The sequence below is a fragment of the Pseudomonas sp. P97.38 genome, from assembly GCF_001269745.1.
Taxonomy (GTDB): domain Bacteria; phylum Pseudomonadota; class Gammaproteobacteria; order Pseudomonadales; family Pseudomonadaceae; genus Aquipseudomonas; species Aquipseudomonas chlororaphis_E.
In genome coordinates this window covers 66,304-86,164 of record NZ_LHVJ01000030.1, presented here as the reverse complement: position 1 = coordinate 86,164, position 19,861 = coordinate 66,304, and the positions used below count along the sequence as shown (strand labels likewise).

The window sequence follows — 19,861 nt, the reverse complement described above, 5'->3', positions numbered from 1 at the left end:
GGCAACCATGCCGCTGATCAGTGACATCCAGGTTCTTGAGCCTGGCAGCGAAGTGCTGCTCTTCGAATTGGACGGGTCGGACTACGGCGCGGATGTGCTGCGCTTCCATGGGCACGCCATCCCGCACACCGAGGCCGAGTTGATCGTCGCCGGTTCGGCTGCGGACGAACTTCCGGCCAAGGCCATCTGGTGGCAGGGCAACGAGTACGGCGCCTGGCCGATGCAGATTGACGGCATCGAATCCAACGGCGACGGCACGGCGGTCCGACCAACGCTGTCGGTGGGTAACGTCAACGGGCGGATCACGGCGCTGTGCCTAGCCTTCGATGACCTGCTCGAGTTCAAGCTGACGATGCGGCACACGCTGGGCACGTACCTGGACGCCGAGAACTTCCCCGATGGCAATTCTCAGGCCGACCCAACACAAGAGACGATCGAGGTCTGGTATATCGACCAGAAGACGAACGAGGACGGGGAGACAGTGACCTGGGAACTTGCCAGCCCGGGCGATGTTGGTGGTGAGTCAATCGGTCGCCAGGCCACGACGCTGTGCCACTGGTGCCTCACCGGCGGTTACCGTGGGCCGAACTGCGGTTATACCGGGCCCTACGTCACCAAGGACGGCGTCGTCACTGACAACCCAGAACTGGACGAATGTGACGCGACCCTAGGCCGTGGCTGCATCCCGCGCTTCGGTGAGGGAAACCCGCTGCCGTTCGGTGGTTTCCCTGCTGTTTCCCTTATTGCCAGGAGCTGACCGTGCGCAAACACATTTTGAGCGCCATTCAGGCGCACGCAGCGGCTGAGTACCCGAAGGAGTGCTGCGGGCTTCTGCTGGCCGTCGGTCGAAAGCAGCAGTACTTCCCTTGCACGAATACCGCGACCGAGCCGAACGAGGAGTTCCGCATCGATCCTGAGGAATACGCCGCGGCGGAAGATCTGGGCGAGGTGATCGGCATTGTTCACTCCCACCCTGACGCCACCAGCAGGCCTTCGCCCCGGGACCTGGCCATGTGCGAAGCAACCGAGCTTCCCTGGCACATCCTGAGCTGGCCGGAGGGCGACCTTCGGACGGTTGTGCCCACCGGCGAGACGCCACTGCTCAAGCGGCCATTCGTCCACGGCGCGTGGGACTGCTGGCAGGTTTGCGCGGACTGGTACAAGCGCGAGTGGGGGCTGGAGTTCGAAGCCTTCAAGCGCGCCGACGGCTGGTGGGAAAGCAAGGACAACACCAGCCTCTACGAGGCGAACTATGAAGCGGCCGGCTTCTACCGGGTCGACAAGCCGCAGCGCGGCGACATGATCGTGATGGAGGTGGGACGGACGGTGCACCCGAATCATGCGGGGATATTCCTCGGCACTGAACCAGCACTGCCTGGCGAGCACGCTGAGACGTTCGGTCCCGGGCCTTTCCTGCTGCACCATCTCTACGGCCGGCCGAGCGAGATCATCGTCTTCGGCGGGCCCTGGCTGGATCGTACTCGCCTGATTCTCAGGCACAAAGATGCACAACCAATCCCATAACGCGGCAACGTCGCAGGAGAAATACATGAAAAAGAACATCACGCGGGCCAAGATCGCCGACGTCATTTGCAGTTCTGCAAAAAATCCAGATGGTTCGCCGGTTTGGAGTCTTTCCAAAGACGGCAGCGTTATTATCTCGCAGGAGTTGGTCTATTCTGCTGCCGTCCGAAGCGGGAAAATTACTGCTTAGGCTTGCTCGCCATCGTTTCCAATATGTCCCCGGAAGTAGGCGTCGGCAGTGGCTGGCCCGGGAAACACTTATTCCATAACTCCATTCCGATTTCATCGCCGCTTCCGTCATTTCTAGAAGCGTAAATCGCGGCGCCGATGAAAACTTTGGTCTCGGTTGGGTGGGTGTGAGCAAGAATTCGGGAAAGGCCCAAGACTAGATTACTAAGCTGAGCTATGGCTTTTTCTGCCGTCATTGCTGACATGTTGACCTCCAGGTCATAAACGCGCCGACATTGGCGCAATCCCAGTCCTTGGGCTTGCAGGCAATGGACTGGGGAATCCGTAGCGTGAAGGCAAGAGGCTACTATCGGAGCGAGGCGGGGCGTTACTGGGGATTCGTACAGGGTGGTCGGAATTGTTTGCATGGTGGCTAGGCGATATCATCCAAGCTCTGGTTCCATCCAAGGACGAAGTGTGAAAAAGATTCTCTTGTGCGTCTTGCTGATCCTTAAAGCTTGCAGCTCCCACAACGCCCCGCCAGTTCCACTACCTCAACCTGTCGACTTCGTGAAGGTGGACTACGATCCTGCAACTATGGCAAGAGTGCGCATTTATACAGGGTCTCCGTCATTGGAAGCGAGTTATAGCACTGGGTATTCTTGCGAAGAGTTGAGTAAAGAATTGCCGGTGAAACCTCTAAATAGGCCTGGCCCTAAGGCGCGTTTGCAACGTGTTCAGCACTACTCCAAGCTCAGTATTGGCATGCCCAGCTCGTGGCGACTTTCGGAAGGAACGGCTCTGAATGAAAAATATTCGGAGATGGTAGTGCTCGCAGGCAAGCCGTTTGTAGTGGACATAAAGAACATTGGTGGCGTGCTTTGCATGCCTCCGGCGCTTACATTTATCCCTGAACCAGGCGTCGACTACGAGGCGTATTTCCTCGCAATAGTGGAGGGCGGGAAATTTAAGGGTTGTCGGACGGTAGCCCATAAAGTCAGCCTACTACCACCGAGTCAGATTCCACCAATGCGGTTGGGTGCATGCATCCAGCCGGATAACTCTGTGAAAAGCTCCATTACACGCTGGGATTCGAAGTGACGGGTGTGAGTGATATCTTGCACTCTTCCCCACAGGAGTGACCCCATGAGATTTTTTGTAGGCGCGGTGGCTGTTGCTTTGCTGGCGGGGTGTGTTTCGCCGGGCGACCTGGAATCGAAGGACCCAAGCATATCGGCCAGCACCACGAAGGACCCGAAGCGTTACGCGCTTTGCGTCCTCCCGAGATGGCAGGATGCGCGCAGCGACGTCAACATGTCCGAGACGGAGTATGGCTACCGCCTCATCGCAGCGACCAACAACATGACCGACGAATTGCTAAGCATTCGCAAGACGTCGAAGGGCAGCGCTGTAAAGCTGTATCAGCGCATGGCCTGGGCCCCTGGATATGGGCGGGCCGATATGGAGCAGGCGGTGAGAGGCTGCCTGTAAGTCGAATCAAGTACGTCGAGCCGCCTTCGGGCGGCTTTTTTATGTCCGGAGAAAATCATGTCGGCGATCAACTGCAGCCATCAAACAATGACCACCATCCTGCTGTCGGGGCCCCTGATCAAGTTGTTTGGCCGGGTCCACCGCCGTGAACTTGGTAGCAAAACGGTCGGTGAGGCGTTCAAGGCCCTGAAGTGCACGCTCGACGGCTTCGATGTGGCAATCAAGGATCTGGAGCGACGGGGCATGAGGTTTGCGATCTTTCGCAACCGGAAGAATGTCGCGGAGAAGGAATTCGCCCTTGGTGGCGCCGAGGAAATTCGGATTGTTCCGGTTATCTCTGGTAGCAAGCGGGCAGGTTTGCTCCAGACAATTGTCGGGGCTGTGCTGATTGCAGCATCGTTCATCCCTGGATTTCAGGCTCTGGCACCAGTAGGCATTGCCCTCGTCGCCGGCGGCGTCATCCAAATGCTCAGTCCCCAGGCCTCGGGCCTCAAGCAAAGTGCAGGCCCCGAGAACGCCCCGTCCTACGCCTTCGGCAGCGCCAAGAACACCACGGCCAGCGGCAACCCTGTACCGATCTGCATCGGTGAGCGCAGGTGGGGCGGGATGATCATTTCTGCATCGATCTACGCGGAGGATAAAACGTGACCGACGCTACCTACAGCATCACGATCAATGATCTGCACCGGCTCGAAGGCGGCTTTATTTGCGGCGACGAAGCAGTGGTCGCCGTTCTGGATAACGGGCGCGAGATCCACCGCGAGAGTTTCATTGGGAAATGCACATCGCTAGGCGGCTACACGCGAAATTATCGTGGAAAGCCCGGTCTCACCGCCGCTCTGATCTCAGGAAACTGTCGCATGGATTTCAGCCTGAGCAGCCCGTCAAAGGCGGCTCCCCGGCGACCATAAAATCGTCGGTGCCCAGCCGGTGAGATCCGTAAACGACTCGACATCCCGGACCATGAGCCTCCGCAGCAGTCTCGGCCACATCTTTCGAGGCGTATATGTCGATGAATTGCCATGGCGAGCTTTGTACAACGCCCCAGCCCAATACCCAGCCTGAGTTATCTGGATCCTTCGGAAGGTTTTTAGCAAGGCTTCTGATTGTCATGACCGCTCCTTGGATTTTGAAGGCGTAACGCTACTACCGCCCACAGCCATGGCGTTACTGGAATTTCATCCACTCTGTACAGATACACAGACCGCCCACAAGGCGGTTTTTTTTCGCCTGGAGGAAAGCATGGGCGCAGCACGCAAGATTGAAATTCACGGCGCGAAGGGCGGAGACAAAAAGCCTAAGTCCCCGACCGAGGCCAGCGACAACCTGCGCTCCACGAACATTGCCAAGCTGCTGATTGCTGTGGGAGAGGGCGAGTTTGAAGAGGCGCCCTCGGCGGCGAGCATCTTCCTGGACAACACGCCGATCAACGACGCCAGCGGCAACGTCAACTTCCCGAACGTTAAGTGGGAATGGCGCAGCGGGTCGGTCGATCAGACCTACATCCCGGGCATCCCCTCGGTTGAGAACGAGACCTCGCTCAACATCGAACTGCGCAGCGATGCAGCTTGGGTTCGGTCGGTCACTAACACTCAGCTGTCGGCTGTGCGCCTGCGGTTCGCCTGGCCCGCCCTCCAGCGCCAGGACGACCAAGGCAACATTGGCGGCTACCGGATCGAGTACGCCATCGACGTGGCCACGGATGGCGGCGCCTATCAGCAGGTGTTGGTCGATGCGGTAGACGGCAAGACAACCACCCGGTACGAGCGCTCCAAGCGCGTTGATCTGCCCGCGACCACCACCGGCTGGCAGATCCGCGTGCGCCGCCTGACGCCCAACCAGAACAGCAACAAGATCGCCGACACCATGCTGGTCGCTGGCTTCACTGAGGTGATCGACGCCAAGCTGCGCTACCCGAACACAGCGCTTCTCTACATCGAGTTTGACGCCGAGCAGTTCACGAACATCCCAGCAGTCACGGTGAAGTGCAAGGCCCGGAAGTGGCAGGTGCCAAGCAACTACGACCCAATCACCAGGACCTACACCGGCACCTGGGACGGGAGCATGAAGCAGGCCTGGACCAATAACCCCGCCTGGATCACCTACGGGGTCTGCACCGAGGACCGTTTCGGCCTGGGCAAGCGCATCAAGTCGTTCATGGTCGACAAGTGGGAGCTGTACCGGATCGCGCAGTACTGCGACCAGCTGGTGCCGGACGGCTTGGGCGGGACCGAACCGCGTTTCCTTTGCGATATGAACCTGCAGGGCAAGGCCGATGCCTGGACGCTGCTGCGGGACATTTCCGGCATTTACCGGGGCATGACCTACTGGGCCCAGGGCCAGCTCATTATGCAGGCCGACATGCCGCGCGCTCAGGACTTCGACTACGTCTTCACCCGGGCGAACGTCATCGACGGGAAGTTCTCCTACGGTAGCGCCTCGGCGAAGACTCGCTACACCAGGGCCCTGGTCAGCTACGACAACCCGGCGAACAACTACGACACCGACGTCATCCCGTTTTCCGACCTTACTCTACAGCGGCGCTATGGCGACCGGCCAACCGAACTGAGCGCCATTGGCTGCACCCGGGCATCCGAGGCCCAGCGCCGAGGCAAGTGGGCGATCCTGAGCAACAACCTGGATCGCACTGTCACGTTCAAGACAGGCATGGAGGGCGTGATTCCGCTCCCGGGCCACATTATCCCGGTGGCCGACTCGCTGCTGGCTGGCCGGGAGATCGGCGGGCGCATTTCTGCCGCCGCCGGACGGGTTGTGACCTTGGACCGTGATACCCAGGCCAAGGCCGGTGATCGGCTGATCATCAACCTGCCAGGCGGTCGCGCGGAAGGCCGCACCGTGCAGAGCGTGGCCGGCCGCGCGGTCACCGTGACAGTCGCCTACAGCGAGGCGCCCCGGGCGCAACTTCAGTGGGCGCTGGATGCGGATGACCTGGCGATCCCGCTGTATCGGGTGCTCAGGACCAAGCGAACCACCCAGGGCGACTTCGAAATCAGAGCGCTGCAGTACGAGCCGAGCAAGTTCGCGAACATCGACACAGGGGCGCGCCTGGAGGACCGTCCGATCAGTGTCATCCCGATCACTGTCGTTCCGGCGCCGGCGAGCGTGACGGTCGCGTCGACCTCATCGGTTGTTCAGGGGCTGGCCGTTGCCACCATGACCATCAGCTGGTCCGCCGTGGAAGGGGCAGTGGCGTACGACATCGAGTGGCGCAAGGACAGTGGTAACTGGATCAAGGTTCAGCGCACCGGTTCGACCAACGTGGACGTTGTCGGTATCTACGCTGGTGCCTACGTCGCTCGCGTGCGTGCCGTCAGCGCCTTCGACATCTCGTCCACCTGGCGCAACTCGGCTCTGACTGACCTCAAGGGAAAGGAAGGCCTGCCGCCGGCGGTGTCGTTCCTGACGGCAGCGTCGTTGCTGTTCGGCATCGGCTTGAAGTGGAGTTTCCCTGCTGGCGCAGAGGATACCCAGCGGACGGAGATCTGGTACGGGCCAACGAACGTACTGGAGAACGCTACGAAGCTGGCCGACCTGGCGTATCCCCAGAGCGACTACGCGTTGCAGAGCCTGTTGGCAGGCGCCACGTTCTTCTTCTGGGCGCGCCTGGTGGATCGGACCGGCAACATCGGGCCCTGGTACCCGGTTGGCAACGGAGTCATTGGGCAGGCCAGTTCGAATGCTGGGCCGATCCTAGACCTGATCGCCGGTCAGATCACCGAGGCGGAGCTCGGCCAGCACCTGCGGGACGAGATCGAGAAAATCCCAGGCCTCCAGGCGCAGATCGATGCACTCGACGGCCTGTCAGCCTACAAGCCTGATCAGGTGTATGAGATCGGGCAGATGGTGATCGAGGACGAGCGGATCTACCAGGCGAAAGTTCAGGTTCCCGTTAATAGTCCGCCGCCGAACACCACCTACTGGCTGGATGTTGGTCAGTCTGTTGAAACTGCGAACGGCCTGGCGCAGCAGGTGGCAACCAACACCGCTGAGATTGTTGAGCTTGACGGGGTGGTCACCGCCCAGGCTACGGCATTCGAGGCGTTACGGGCTTCTTACCGCGACGACAACGGAGAGGGCGACCTCGCCGATGCCATTAAGGGCTGGACCAGCACCGCTGCAATCGCTCAGGAAACCAGTGTTCGGGCTTCGGAAAGTGAGGCGACAGCCACCAGGCTTACAACCTTTGACGCCCAGATCGGGGAGAACGCAGCGAACTTAACCGAGCTGGAACAAGTGGTGGCCACGAACGATTCGGCAACCTCGACCAGGATCGACCAGCTGACCGCAACGGTGGGGCAGAACTCGGCAGCGATTCAGCAGACGGCCACGGCCTACGCGGATACCAACGGAAAGCTGAGCACAATGTGGTCGGTGAAAATGCAGCTCACCGCCGACGGAAAGTATGTGGCCGCCGGCATCGGTTTGGGCATCGAAAATACCGCAGCAGGCTTGCAGAGCCAGTTCCTGGTCAGTGCTGACCGGTTCGCCATCGTCAACACGATCGCCGGCGGCGCTGTCTCGGTGCCGTTCGCGGTCCAGGGCGGCCAGGTGTTCATGAACTCTGCGTTCATCCAGGACGGCAGCATCACGATGCTGAAGATCGGCCAGTACCTGCAATCCGACAACTATGTTGCTGGGGTACAGGGTTGGCGCCTGGATAAAGCCGGGAATCTGGAGTTCAACGGGCCTGCGCCGGGCGGAGGCAGGCTGACAATGACAAACAGAGCCGTGAAGGTCTTCGACCAGAACGGTGTGAAACGCGTGCAACTCGGAGATCTTGACGCATGAGCCATGGAGTAAGGATGTGGGGCGCCGATGGGGCGCTCCTGTTTGATACCGGTACCGCGACATGGCGCATCGTTTTATCTCAGCTCGTTTCGTTCGCTGCCTCTCAAGATAAGGAGACCCGTCAGTTCTCCGTACCAGGGTGCAATCCATCAAATACTGTCGCGCTTGCACTTCCAATAACAATTCCAACAGACGACGACAGGCAATTCGAAACAGAAGTGGCGAATGATGTCGTTTACGTGCGCAATTATATAAATGGATATTCTGGGCCCTTCATATCAAAATCCACTATGCGGATTATTATTATGAGGTATTACTGATGGCTTACGGCCTAACAGTGCTCAATGACTCTGGCTTGATTTCAATAGACTCTGAATTTGCACGATTATGTGTCATGCAGTCAGGCTCTTATACGCAGTCTGTGTCTATCCAGTTTAGCCCGACTATTACAAGTCAAGAGCCACCATTGTTCTTTATTCGTCCAAACAACAATGGCGGAGTAGTAAACCTAGGGTGTAGATTTTCAGGATCTGCTGGTAACTGGACAGGGGTCACAGTCGTTTCAAATAGCTCTACTACGGGCAGCTACTTTGTAGCGACTTTTTCGCCGACGCCAAAGTCAGGGTATGGGATGAGGCTGTGGAATTCGGCAGGAGGTCTAATCTTTGATAGTGGGAGTCAGCCAGCAGTTTTTTCAAGATTTGCTCAGAATTGGACATACGAAACATCAACTTTGGATGACCAGGGTTATTATATTAATTGGTACTCAATCCCGATGATTGCTGCCGGGGAGTATCTTCTAATTAATAATGCAGGCATGAGGATGGTGGCGGGTAATGTTCGTGGTAGATCCACAAGTATTTACTTTGATTTTTCATTGTCTAAGTTGTGGTTTACTACAACGGCCCTTAGTAATCCTTTCGCATTTTCGCTACCCGCTGTTCTTGCAAAATTGACAGCCTAATTTTAAGAGATTCCATCATGCCTTGGTATAAAACTGGGACGGTCTCCGTCACTCTGAATTCCAATGCCGTAACAGGCACTGGCACAGCGTTCATTGTGAACAGCCGGGTTGGTGATGCCTTCCGTGGTCCGGATGGCCGCTGGTATGAGGTCACGAATATTGCGAGCAACACCGCGATGTCGATTGATCCGCCGTATTTGGGCACAACCGCGGCCGCTGGCGCCTATGCCCTGGCTCCCATGCAGGGTTATGTAAAGGACTCGGCCGACGCTCTGCGTGCGATTGTCACCACTTACGGAGCGCAGCTAGCCGCCCTCAAGACCACTGGTAACTACGACGTCTTGCCTGTAAGTAAAGGCGGGACGGCGGGCACCACACCGGCAGAAGCCCGCACTGGAATCGCGGCAGCTAAGTCAGGTGCAAATAGCGACATCACGTCTTTGACCGGGCTCACCACCGCGCTCAGTATCGCGCAAGGCGGGACCGGCAGTACCAACGCTTTCGGCTTGGGCAGCCTCACCTCAGTGCCGATTTCCATATCCGATCTTGATTCGCCTACCCTGGCCACAGGCATGTACAGCCTGGTCACTGCATCGGGAGGCACGAGAGGGCTCCCATTCGGAACCTATAACTTGTGGGTCAATCGTTTCAACAGCACAACCAGCGCCGGGCAAATCGCAATAAGCGTAAACACCGGCATCATGTATGTTCGTCATTTGCAGACGGTTTCCTTCACCGATACACGCAGTCTAGGACTTTCGCAAAGCTGGGTTGACGTCACGTCAAGTCGTGCACTTGGAACAAGCTACACGAACACAACGGGGCGTCCCATTCAGATCGCCGGTATTATTGGCCCTACATCTACTGCAACCACTGTAGCGCTCGCTTCGGTCGGCTCAACTACGATTTACGGAAATTACGCCGGCGTTGCTGGCAACTACATCTCACTACCTCAAGTTATAGTACCGCCAGGTGCGGTCTATAGCGCTTCTGCGGGTAACGGTACTGCCGCGTTGGTCAATTGGCGCGAACTGATATAAGGGCAAGTTAATGGATGGCGATGAAATGGCTATTGAGTCTATTTATGTCCCGCACAAGTATTATGTGGATGAAACGACCGGCTTGGTTTATGCCTACCCTGAGGATGGGAGCCAGGATAGTTACATTGGCGTCAATCTGCGGAAGATGTCAGCCGACGAGATTGTCGCGCACCTGAACCCACAGCCCCGTTATTGGACTGACGGTATCACCCTCATTTTTTCCGCCGCGAGCGTCATGCTCGGCATGCGCCTGGCTTCCCAAGAAGAGATTGAGCAGCTCCTGCCGGCGATGAAGTTGCGGGAGGCGACCGAGAAAATAGCAGGCCTGCGGCAAGTTGCAGATCAGGCCATCGCCCCGTTGCAGGATGCCGTCGACATCGATGAGGCAACCGCCGAGGAAGTTGCGGCGCTGAAGGCCTGGAAAAAATTCAGGGTTGCGCTCAATCGCTTACCCGACCAGCCGGGATACCCGGACGACGTTGCCTGGCCGGTACCCCCTGCCTGAACTCTGCACATCTGACGAGCCCGCCGCTGAGCGGGATTTTTTTTGCCTGGAGAAAAGTTATGACCGTTTCCGAGAAGGACCGTGACATCCTCGCCCGCACGCTGTGGGGGGAAGCCCGCGGCGAAGGCCTGGCCGGGCAGATCGCCGTTGCCTGGACCATCCGCAACCGGGTGGAAGATGGCCGGGCCAAGTCCTGGTGGGGCGAAGGCTACGCCGGCGTGTGTCTGGCGCCGTACCAGTTCAGTTGCTGGAACAAGAACGACCTGAACTACCCGTACCTTAGCGGCGCGAAGCCAATCCCGCCGAAGCAGTTCGCTCAGGCCCAGCGCGCGGCGGACCTGGTGATCTCCGGCGCCGAGCCAGACCTGACCAAAGGCGCGACCCACTACTACGCCACGACCATGCCGAAGGCTCCGGCCTGGGCAGCCAAGGCCACGCAGACCCTGCGCCTGGGCAACCACCTTTTCTTCAAGGACGTCCCATGAATCCCGCCTCAGTAAAACTGATGGTCGCCGGCATGGCCGTAGCCTTGATCCTTGCCATGAGCGCGACCTGGCAGGTTCAGGAATGGCGGATGGGCAAGAAGCTCGCCGAGCAGGCCGGCTTGCACCAGGCTGACTTGGCCAGCATCGGCAGCGCCGCCACGGCCCAGGCCCGTGCCGAGCAGGACAAGCGCTTGGCCCTGGAACTGCAAGTGTCAGCCAGTGAACAAACCCACTACAAGGAATTGAGCGATGCCCAACGTGATCAAGATCGCCTGCGCGATCGCCTTGCCACTTCTGATTTGCGGCTGTCAGTCCTTCTCGACACCGCGGATCCAGCCAGTTGCAGCCCAGTGCCTGCCACCGCCGGCGCCGGCGGCGTGGTTCATGGAAGAGCGAGAGCCCAACTTGACCCAGCGCATGCTCAACGAATTATCGCCATCACCGACGCCGGCGACCGGGGGCTGATCGCGCTGAAGGCGTGCCAGGCGTATGCAAAAGGAATATCTGGAGGAAAGTGAAAACAGTCCGGCTGTAGTTGGTGCGGCGAATATCCGTCGTTTCCTTGCCACTACTACCGTTCCCTGAGTTGCTAGAATGTTCTGACGTGATATGGCCGGGGCAAAGGAATGGACAGGTTGACGAAAGATGAAATAGAGGGGGCCTTGCACGAATTGCTGCCTGGCTGCACCGTTGAGTGCACCATCAGCCCGGACGGAACCACCTCTCTACTAATCGGAGGTGAAGACGGGGACAGCTTTGCGGTTGTCGGCTTAGTCAGAAGCCAATATCGAGGCGAAGCCGGTCTCAACAGGCTGGCTCGTTATATCGCCGAAGACATCGGATTGGCGCGTCAGCGCTTAAAGACCCGGCGGGTCCAAAAGGTCTCTTCCAATGCTCCCCAAGTTGATGCGCCTGCTTTGTCGAATAAAACACGTCATTGAGGCCTGGAGACTCGGTCACTCGGGAAAATCCGGATTCAGGACGGGCTGATATCCAACGTTAGGAGGAATGCGCCCGATCATCGGCCACCGGTCATGAATCCATGCGTACTCTGGGGGCGGGGAGGTGGTGACAACGTACACGCGCTGCTCTTCGCCATCGCCCAACACCAAGCATTCCAGTCCGTAGCCTTCGTTCATGTCAAACCAGTGGGAAACCCGCTCTCCGTCCTTCTCCATGTATCGCTGCACCAGGCCTAGCGCCCGCCGTGGGTGATATTTCTCCCATCCCCCACGTTCTAACGTTTCAAGCTTTGCCCACCCCCCTGACGGACCGGTGCCTTCTTCTTCTCGGCGACGTCCCCATCGCACCCATCCAAGATCTGTCCCGTCCGGGAGCAGCACGGGAAACGCTGCCCTTGGATTTGGGAAGTACACCTTGACCCTTTCGTACGCGCGGTTTTTGTCCGCTGCCTCAACTCCACCGCACATATCTCATCCTCAATTGCACTGGTCCTGGACAGATGACACCGTCGCTCCTGTGGAAGTTTGCTCGGGAACTAGCGGTTTTTCGACGAAACCTCTGCCGGCGCAGGGCCCGCAGTCCTCGCGCTTGCCAAACCGGTCCAAGCAGGTTGGGCATTGGACGAACCTCGCCATTTCATAGAAAGGCCGGATCCTCAGTAGGATCTTCAAAAGCTTGTTTTCGGTGGCAACCTGGATAAGGTCGGTCATCCAACGATATACGTCCGGATCATCAATCTTGTCGTAGATGACTCCTTGGACCATCCCCTTCGTTTCGACCAGGTCAAACTGTCGTCCATCCTTCAGCTTGAGGACCAAGCCCTCTACTGTGCCATGCAGATGGTGGTAGTCCTGATTTAGCTCCAGCCCGTTCTCCGTGTGATAAATCTTGCCGTTAAACCCACGAACCTCTGAAGCGTTGTCTCCGTCGAGCGTCAATACAGAATGGAATAAAGTTCCAAGCCTAGGTCCACCGCCACGGGGCATGACGTCATAGCCATAGGAGGAACGATAGACCACTGGGTTCGCATGCAGCTCTTCTATGGCTAGCCAATACGCGGCGTTTGCCATTTCGTCCATGTCGAACTGCTCAAGCCTGTCGATCAGGTTTTCTTCAGCCAGCTTGGCACTCAAGTCACGAAGGCTTGAGCGGTGCGCCTCCGGGTTCTCACGTCGAAAATTTTGATCATCCAGCGTGTCTCGCCATTGCCTGATCCTTAGCGCCTTGGCCTGTTCGAAGTTCATGAGGGAATCGCTTATGCAATTACTGTTTATATGTACAGTAGTCGAGTAAGGAGGAGGCTGGCGAGGGGGAGCCGACGAGCTGTATCGGAAAGAGGCGACGGTGAAGATATTTACAATTCTTGTACCTGTTTTTATATTTTGTACAGGTTTTGCGAAAAGGTAACGACGAAGTGACCCCGCTCGAAAAATTGGTTTTGTGGCATGAAAGCTGGTCTCTAATCAACCAGACCGTCAGATGTAAAGGCTGCGGTGTAGAGCAGTCAGAAGCCGACAGGGAGACTGCATTCGCCCATCGTCCGGGCTGCAAAAATGCGAGATTCCACTCCCAGCCTTGGCACGCCTTGGATGAGGTGAGAGACGCATATTGGATTGCCCCGCCTGAATCTGCATCGACGACAGAATAGGGCTTATTCGGGGGTGCTTATCACGGCCAGTGCCGTTTTCACGAATTCATCGTTCCGTTCGAGAGTAGCCAACGCCCCACGGACGTTTTGATCGACGACGGCGAAGCCGTTCGCCGCAGCCCAGTTGGACAGTTCCATGATTGCTGCCTCCAGGGCGAGCTGGTTTTCGGCAATCTTGGTGAGCAGTTGAGGGAGCAGATCAAGGTTATGCATTTATGACTCCTACTTCGTAGAAATCAGCGTAGCAGGGGGAGTGGTGATAGGTCGGCAGAACGCCGTAGGAAAGGGGGCATTACCGTAGGAATATCCAACTCCTGACAGCTCTCGAAGTTGATAGAAGAGCCCCGCACCGAGCACGGGGCAGGGGAGCCTACTTGCCGAGTTTTTTGCGGACATCGACAACCATCGGCCCAGCGGCTTTGACAGCGGCCTTCAGTTCTTCCTCCGTCACACCGAACTCATTGCACCAGTACTTAACCTCCCAGGCTTCAGACGTATTCACGCGAGCCCGGTCTTGCGGTCCGCGATTGCTCAAATCGTCACCCATCACAAATCTCCTTTTGGCAGACCTGGGACAGTCCAGGCCATAGCAGCATAGACCAGCAAGTTAAGCTCGCCTTGACCCTTCTCAAATGCGCAAAACCTCCTCTGGAGGCCGCGTGTTTTCGTTTGCATAAGCACAAAAATCCTTTCTTTTTGCGCTGCCGTAAATATGAATAAAATCTTATAAAACAGTAAGTTAGTCTTCTACAGCTCCCAGCATGGGGTGCTAGGGGTCGAGTGTTCGAATCACTCCGTCCCGACCATATTTCTGAGTAACATCAGACACTTAAGCCGATCAGTAGATCGGCTTTTTTGTGCCTGCGTAAAACCTGCGCAAAGCAACTCCGTGTGCGCGCGGTGTGATCCCCGCATTTAGCCCAACCCTAAACAAGTCGGACGCGTGCCCACACCCTCCCGTCCTCTCAAATCACCACCCGCCGAACCCTCCCACTCAACGGCACAATCCGCTCCCCCGGCGCCTGTAACGGCCGCCCCGTCAAGCCCATGCCTTCGCTGATCAATACCGCACCGTCCACCACGCAAAGGACTCGTCAGGGGCTCCAGCAGACCTTGTCAGAGATCGATCACCAGGTCCGACGTCGGCTTGCTGCAGCACAGCAGGCGCAGGCCCTTGTCGATTTCCCGTTGGCGGATCCCGCCGTTGTGGTTCATGTCCACCGTGCCTTCGAGCAGCGCCGTCTTGCAGGTGCCGCACACGCCCTGGCTGCAAGAGGAGGGCACGATGGCGCCGGCTTTCTTGGCCGCACTCAGCACGGTCTGGGTGCCGGTCATGGTGAAGGTCTTTCCCGAGCGGGACAGGGTCACCGTGAACAGGCTCGCCTGATCCAGCGAAGGGGCCTGTTCGATCATCGGCTCTGCGTTCAGCACCGAGATGTCGAAGCTTTCCTGGTGGTAGTGGGTGAAATCGAACCGCGCGTCCTTGAGCAGCGATTTGACGGCCTCCATGTAGCCTTGAGGGCCGCAGGTGAACACTTCGCGCTCCCTGAAGTCCGGGACGTGTTGGCTGAGCAAAGGCAAATCGAGCCGGCCGATGGGGTGTTGCCAGTCGACGCTGGTGCCCGGGCTTTCGCAGACGTGCAGCACGCGCAGGCCGGCCATGCGCGCCTGCATGCCCTGGAGTTCGTCGTGGAAGATGATGTCGGTCGGCGTACGGGCGCTGTGCACGAAGACGATGTCCAGGTCGCTGGCCATGTCGAAGGCTGTGCGGGTCATCGACATCAAGGGCGTGACGCCGGAGCCTGCCGACAGGTAGAGCCATTTCTTCGCCGGAATGCCGACCGGGGTAAAGCTCCCCGCCGGGCCGGACGCGCGCAGGCAGTCCCCGGACTGGAGGCGGTCGTGCAGCCAGTTCGACACGAGCCCGCCCGGCACCCGCTTGACGGTGATGGCGAACGCGAACGGGCGAGTGGGGGACGACGACACGGTGTAGCAGCGGGCGATGGGCTGGCCGGCGATGACCGGTGATAGCGTGATGAATTGGCCCGCTTCGAAACTCAGCGCGCTGAAGTCCGCGCAGCGAAACACGAACGTCTTCACGTCATGGGTTTCCGGGTACACGGCGCAGCACACCAGGGTTTTCTGTTCGCCGCTGTTCCATTGCGCGCCAAACGTGCTCCACGTCTGTGGGTCGGTAAAGCGTCTGGCAGCGTCGGTAGGCTCAAGGGAGGCAAGGTTTTCGTAAGTTGTCATGTCCATTGCTCACACGCCATGGGCGGCCAGGCGCGCCGAGTACCAGCGCGAGAACTGATCGACATAAGACTCGGTGAAGGCCGAGAACGGTCCCGGTGCATAGGCCGGGTCCTGGGTACCGCTGTGGGTGATGCCCACGAGGCTGGCGTCCTGGAGGTTGGTCGCGGCCCAGACTTCGGTCAGTTTATCCAACTGGTAGTCCACGCCCTCGATGGCGTCCGCGTGCACCAGCCACTTGGTCCGCACCAGGGTTTTGTCCGGCGCCAGGGGGATGATGTAGGAGATCACGGCGTGGTCGCTCATGACGTGCGTCCATGAGTTGTGCGTCCACAGGTGCATGTCCCCCAGGTCACGGCGGGTGAGGTGGCCGAACAGGCGCGTGCAGGCCACTCGGGTATCGAGGGTCTGGGATTCGCCATGGCCGGCGATGACCAGGCGTTGCGAGCGGAATTGAGTGACGACGTCCTCGCCCAGGTGTTCGACGGCGTCGCAGAGGTAGCCCTCGTTCTCCCAGTTGCGCTTGGTGTCGGCATTGCGACGGTGGTATTCGTCGAGCGCCTGAAGCGAGTCCTCGCTAAGCCCGTCGGTGCAGAAGCCGAAATCTTCCGGCAGGAACGACGCTGTCAGTTCGGGATGAGTACCGGCGCAGTGATAACACTCACGGTTATTCTCGATGACCAGCTTCCAATTGCCGTTCTCGATAATTTCCGATTCATGGGCAATCTTTGAATAAGTAAGTTCGTATTGGGCAAAGCGCGGCGACATGACGTGGTCAAGGTAACTGATATCTTCCGGCGCTTCGTCACCCAGGCAAACGAATATATGCGTGCCCACCACTTTGGTGTGAACCGGTATCAGACTCTTGCAGGTAGGGTCGAAGTTCTGGCCCATGTGCGCGGTATGTTTCAAACTGCCGTCCAGGTCATAAGTCCACTGATGATAAGGGCAGACCAACAGGCCCACGGTGGATTTGCCCGCCGGCTTCAAACGCGCCCCGCGATGCCGGCAGACATTGCGAAATGCCTGCACCTGCTCGTCATCGTCGCGTATCAGGAGGATCGAAGACTTGCCGATGTCGAGGCTGGAGACATCCCCGGGCTCGGCAATGTCGCTGGTCACACCGACCAGTATCCAATGCTGGGTAAAGAAGATATCCACGTCGTTTTCGAAGACATCCTGTCGACCGAACAGGCCGCCGGGCATGCCGTGCCCGGTTGCGCGATCGGATAGAAGTTCACGGTGGGTTTTCACGGCGCTGAGGGTCATTGAGGGATCTCGCTCGAACTAATAAAAGTCGCTAAGTGGCGGCCAGTACAGTATCGAAACGGGGTATTTTTCCGTCAACGCGCTTTATTTTCACCTTGGCATAACCCGCAGTTATGCCAACAAAGCATTACTGTCGGTCAATGTTTCAGGTAGCTGTCGTCCTGTAACCAATCAACTAATGTGGGGGTGATCGCGCCCGGTTCTCGACCGGTGGGCACGACCACGTAGTAGGCGTCCTTGGGCTTGACCACGTAGGGGGTGATCCTGACCAGTTCGCCACTGTTGAGCAGGTGCGCAATCAGTCGGCCCCAGCCCAGCGCGATGCCATACCCCTGGAGAGCGGCCTGGATCGCGTCGTTGTAGGCGCTGCACCGCAGTGAATAATTCAGTTTGGGATGCATGTCCCCGAGTTCCCGGCACCAGCCGTTCCAGGTCATCCAGCCTTCGAGGGTGGCGTCGGAGTCGATCAGGGCCACGTCCAGGAAATCATCGATCGACGTTGGCGCCGGGTGGGCCGCCAGCCAGGCGGGCGAGCACACCGGAAACACCTCTTCGTCGAACAGGAAGATCGAGCGGCCGTCATCCCATTTGCCGTTGCCGAAGCGGATGGCCAGGTCTGCGTCATCCCGGTAGGCGCCCGTCGAAAGCAACGGCGTGATCAAGCGCAGTTTCAATTGCGGTTGCAGCGTGCGCAGCGACATCAACCGAGGCAGGATCCTCATGTGGGAAAACGCCCCGGTGCAGGCCAGGGTGATCTCCTGTTCGCCGATGCCCTCGGCAATCTTGTCGAATACGCTGGCCATGCGGTGAATGGATTCGGCCACGACCGAATGCAGCAGATAGCCCTCGTGTGTCAGCTTGATGGCGCGGTGCAGGCGATGGAACAGCTTGGTGCCCAGCGTATCTTCCAGCAGGCGGATCTGCTTGCTGACGGCCGCCTGGGTCACACCCAGTTCCTGGGCCGCGAGGGTAAAACTGGCAAGCCGCGCCACGGCTTCGAACTCCAACAGGGCAGTCATGGACGGGATCAACCGTCGATAGCCCTTGACCTTTTTATCCATCTCGCTGGGTTGCATGGGCACATTCCGCTGCGGGGCTTGTGGGCGTTCATGGGCGGGGTTTGCATCGAAGAACACGAACCGGATCAAGCCTGCCTGCTCTCAACTATTTGGTCAATGAAATGTACTCAGATGTACATTTTTCGGTCGGCACGGTACATTCGGTTCAGGTTTTTTGAAGAAGGTGAAGCGAGATGTCCCAGTTAGGGAAGGCGCGTGGCAAGGCCCAGGACAGCGGTTGGCGCGGGTCGCCGGAAGGTTGGCTGGAGGCCGCCTACGACGCCTTGAAGGAATCGGGCATCGACGCCGTCCGGGTCATGCCGCTCGCCAAGCGCCTGGGTCTGTCACGAACCAGCTTCTACTGGTTTTTCGAGGATCGCGAACAGTTGCTGGCGGCTCTGCTCTCCCGCTGGCGGGAGACCAACACCGGCGGGCTGATCCGCCAGACCGAAAGTTATGCCGAGAGCATTTCCGAAGCGATTCTGAACGTGTTCGAGTGCTGGCTCAACCCGCAACTGTTCGACTCGCAATTCGAGTTCGCGGTGCGCAGTTGGGCGCTGCAGTCGGCGGAGGTGGCCCAGGAAGTCGCTACCGTGGATGAACAGCGGATGAATGCGCTGGCGAGCATGTTCAAGCGCTTTGGCTACGACAGTCAGGGGGCCGACACCCGGGCCCGGACGATCTACCTGACCCAGATCGGCTACATCAGCATGAACACCCGTGAGCTGATCACCACGCGTTTCGAGCGTATTCCGCATTACGTGAGCATCTTCACCGGCAAGGTGCCCAAGCAGCGCGAGCTGGATCGTTTCTATGGGAAGTTCGGCTACGCCGAAAAAGAACCGGGAGTCTTCGTGCCCTTGGCCGAGACGTTCGAGGAAGGGGCGGGTGATGATCAGTAAGACCCTGGGGATCATCGGCGGAACCGGCTGGCTGGGCGGGGCAATCGCCAACGCGTTGCTGGCCACTGCGCGGCTGCCGGCCGCTAACCTGGTGCTCTCCAATCGCTCGGGCAGCCATCCCCTGGCCGGGCAAGGTGTTTGCCTGGTCACGGACAACCAGGCCTTGGTGGCGCGCAGCGATGCGGTGATCATTGCCGTGCGACCCGAGCATTTCGCCAGCCTGGACATCGATGCGACAGGCAAGGTCGTCATTTCATTGATGGCCGGGATCACCGCGCAGGCGATTGCCACGCAAACCTCGGCTTTGGCGGTGGTGCGGGCGATGCCCAACGCGGCGGTGGAAATCCGGCAGTCCTTTACGCCCTGGTTCTGTTCGGGAGCGGTGGACACCGCGACGCGAGAGCTGGTGCAGCAGCTGTTCGAATCCGTGGGCACGGCGGCAGAGGTCCAGGAAGAGGGATTCATCGACTACCTGTCTGCACTGTCGGGCACCGGCCCGGCTTTTCCGGCCTTGCTGATGACCGCGCTGGCCAACCAGGCAATGGCCGCCGGCCTGCCTGCCGATATCGCGCAACTGGCCGCCAGGAACGTGGTGGTCAACAGCAGCCAACTGCTGCAAACCCATGACGCGCAGCAAATGATCGAGGCCTTGGTGGCCTATCGAGGCGTCACGGCCGCGGCGTTGCAGTCAATGGTCGACAGCCGCTTCGAAGAACACCTCGGCCAGGCCTTGCAGGCCGGGGCGGCGGTGGCTCGCAAAGGGCTTCATGGCTGAGACGGATGAC

The 19,861-nt window shown here is 58.7% G+C and carries 22 protein-coding genes; 16 read left to right on the top strand and 6 right to left on the bottom strand.

Annotation, left to right across the window (positions count from 1 at the left end; all coding sequences use genetic code 11):
* Positions 1-7 precede the first annotated feature (7 nt).
* The 14 genes from AD664_RS25295 to AD664_RS27345 all read left to right on the top strand — a co-directional run bounded on the left by AD664_RS25295 (position 8) and on the right by AD664_RS27345 (position 11,927).
* Positions 8-757, top strand: a complete 750-nt coding sequence (locus AD664_RS25295; protein ID WP_053151022.1) for a phage minor tail protein L — start codon at positions 8-10, stop codon at positions 755-757.
* Positions 758-759: 2 nt separating this feature from the next.
* Entirely contained in the window at positions 760-1,524 is a 765-nt protein-coding gene (locus tag AD664_RS25290; RefSeq protein ID WP_053151019.1) for a C40 family peptidase, read from the top strand.
* A gap of 25 nt (positions 1,525-1,549) precedes the next feature.
* Complete coding sequence (locus tag AD664_RS27585; protein WP_157061601.1) at positions 1,550-1,714, top strand: hypothetical protein; 165 nt, start codon at positions 1,550-1,552, stop codon at positions 1,712-1,714.
* Between the two features lie 455 nt (positions 1,715-2,169).
* The gene (locus AD664_RS27580) at positions 2,170-2,793 is read left to right on the top strand and encodes a hypothetical protein (RefSeq protein WP_157061600.1); all 624 of its coding nucleotides are present in this window, start codon (positions 2,170-2,172) and stop codon (positions 2,791-2,793) included.
* 45 nt (positions 2,794-2,838) lie between these two features.
* Positions 2,839-3,183 carry a hypothetical protein gene (locus AD664_RS25280; RefSeq protein ID WP_053151012.1) on the top strand — a complete coding sequence of 115 codons (345 nt, stop codon included), beginning with the start codon at positions 2,839-2,841 and terminating at the stop codon, positions 3,181-3,183.
* A gap of 57 nt (positions 3,184-3,240) precedes the next feature.
* Complete coding sequence (locus tag AD664_RS25275) at positions 3,241-3,831, top strand: tail assembly protein (RefSeq protein WP_053151009.1); 591 nt, start codon at positions 3,241-3,243, stop codon at positions 3,829-3,831.
* Positions 3,828-4,094: a hypothetical protein gene (locus AD664_RS27360; protein WP_083454260.1), complete on the top strand. Its 267-nt coding sequence runs from the start codon at positions 3,828-3,830 to the stop codon at positions 4,092-4,094. Before AD664_RS25275 ends, AD664_RS27360 begins: the two co-directional genes overlap by 4 nt.
* A 331-nt stretch (positions 4,095-4,425) precedes the next feature.
* Positions 4,426-7,992, top strand: a complete 3,567-nt coding sequence (locus tag AD664_RS25270; RefSeq protein WP_053151007.1) for a phage tail protein — start codon at positions 4,426-4,428, stop codon at positions 7,990-7,992.
* 259 nt (positions 7,993-8,251) lie between these two features.
* The gene (locus AD664_RS27575; protein ID WP_371260998.1) at positions 8,252-8,956 is read left to right on the top strand and encodes a DUF6453 family protein; all 705 of its coding nucleotides are present in this window, start codon (positions 8,252-8,254) and stop codon (positions 8,954-8,956) included.
* A gap of 17 nt (positions 8,957-8,973) precedes the next feature.
* Positions 8,974-9,996: a hypothetical protein gene (locus AD664_RS27985; RefSeq protein WP_256207162.1), complete on the top strand. Its 1,023-nt coding sequence runs from the start codon at positions 8,974-8,976 to the stop codon at positions 9,994-9,996.
* 10 nt (positions 9,997-10,006) lie between these two features.
* Complete coding sequence (locus AD664_RS27980) at positions 10,007-10,501, top strand: tail fiber assembly protein (protein ID WP_083454258.1); 495 nt, start codon at positions 10,007-10,009, stop codon at positions 10,499-10,501.
* 59 nt (positions 10,502-10,560) lie between these two features.
* Positions 10,561-10,986 carry a cell wall hydrolase gene (locus AD664_RS25250; protein WP_053151003.1) on the top strand — a complete coding sequence of 142 codons (426 nt, stop codon included), beginning with the start codon at positions 10,561-10,563 and terminating at the stop codon, positions 10,984-10,986.
* Positions 10,983-11,504: a lysis system i-spanin subunit Rz gene (locus AD664_RS25245; protein ID WP_053151001.1), complete on the top strand. Its 522-nt coding sequence runs from the start codon at positions 10,983-10,985 to the stop codon at positions 11,502-11,504. Before AD664_RS25250 ends, AD664_RS25245 begins: the two co-directional genes overlap by 4 nt.
* A gap of 117 nt (positions 11,505-11,621) precedes the next feature.
* Complete coding sequence (locus tag AD664_RS27345) at positions 11,622-11,927, top strand: hypothetical protein (RefSeq protein WP_256207161.1); 306 nt, start codon at positions 11,622-11,624, stop codon at positions 11,925-11,927.
* A gap of 498 nt (positions 11,928-12,425) precedes the next feature.
* Here AD664_RS27345 and AD664_RS25235 read toward each other — a convergent pair whose 3' ends face one another.
* From AD664_RS25235 to AD664_RS25215, 6 genes are all read right to left on the bottom strand, one after another.
* A complete protein-coding gene (locus tag AD664_RS25235; RefSeq protein ID WP_053150998.1) occupies positions 12,426-13,193 on the bottom strand; it encodes a hypothetical protein in 768 nt (255 codons plus the stop codon).
* 407 nt (positions 13,194-13,600) lie between these two features.
* A complete protein-coding gene (locus tag AD664_RS25230) occupies positions 13,601-13,810 on the bottom strand; it encodes a hypothetical protein (RefSeq protein ID WP_053150994.1) in 210 nt (69 codons plus the stop codon).
* 157 nt (positions 13,811-13,967) lie between these two features.
* Positions 13,968-14,144, bottom strand: coding sequence for a DUF3606 domain-containing protein (locus AD664_RS27340; protein ID WP_083454256.1), 177 nt, complete (start codon positions 14,142-14,144; stop codon positions 13,968-13,970).
* A gap of 569 nt (positions 14,145-14,713) precedes the next feature.
* A complete protein-coding gene (locus AD664_RS25225) occupies positions 14,714-15,850 on the bottom strand; it encodes a hybrid-cluster NAD(P)-dependent oxidoreductase (RefSeq protein WP_053151241.1) in 1,137 nt (378 codons plus the stop codon).
* Positions 15,851-15,859: 9 nt separating this feature from the next.
* On the bottom strand, positions 15,860-17,116 hold the full coding sequence (locus AD664_RS25220) for an SRPBCC family protein (protein ID WP_053150991.1): 1,257 nt from the start codon (positions 17,114-17,116) through the stop codon (positions 15,860-15,862).
* A 137-nt stretch (positions 17,117-17,253) separates the two neighbouring features.
* Positions 17,254-18,192: a LysR substrate-binding domain-containing protein gene (locus tag AD664_RS25215; RefSeq protein WP_053150988.1), complete on the bottom strand. Its 939-nt coding sequence runs from the start codon at positions 18,190-18,192 to the stop codon at positions 17,254-17,256.
* Between the two features lie 176 nt (positions 18,193-18,368).
* On the opposite strand from AD664_RS25215, the gene AD664_RS25210 reads away from it, so the two are divergent.
* Complete coding sequence (locus AD664_RS25210) at positions 18,369-19,076, top strand: TetR/AcrR family transcriptional regulator (protein ID WP_042729775.1); 708 nt, start codon at positions 18,369-18,371, stop codon at positions 19,074-19,076.
* Positions 19,066-19,851 carry a pyrroline-5-carboxylate reductase gene (locus AD664_RS25205; protein WP_053150985.1) on the top strand — a complete coding sequence of 262 codons (786 nt, stop codon included), beginning with the start codon at positions 19,066-19,068 and terminating at the stop codon, positions 19,849-19,851. Before AD664_RS25210 ends, AD664_RS25205 begins: the two co-directional genes overlap by 11 nt.
* Positions 19,852-19,861 lie beyond the last annotated feature (10 nt).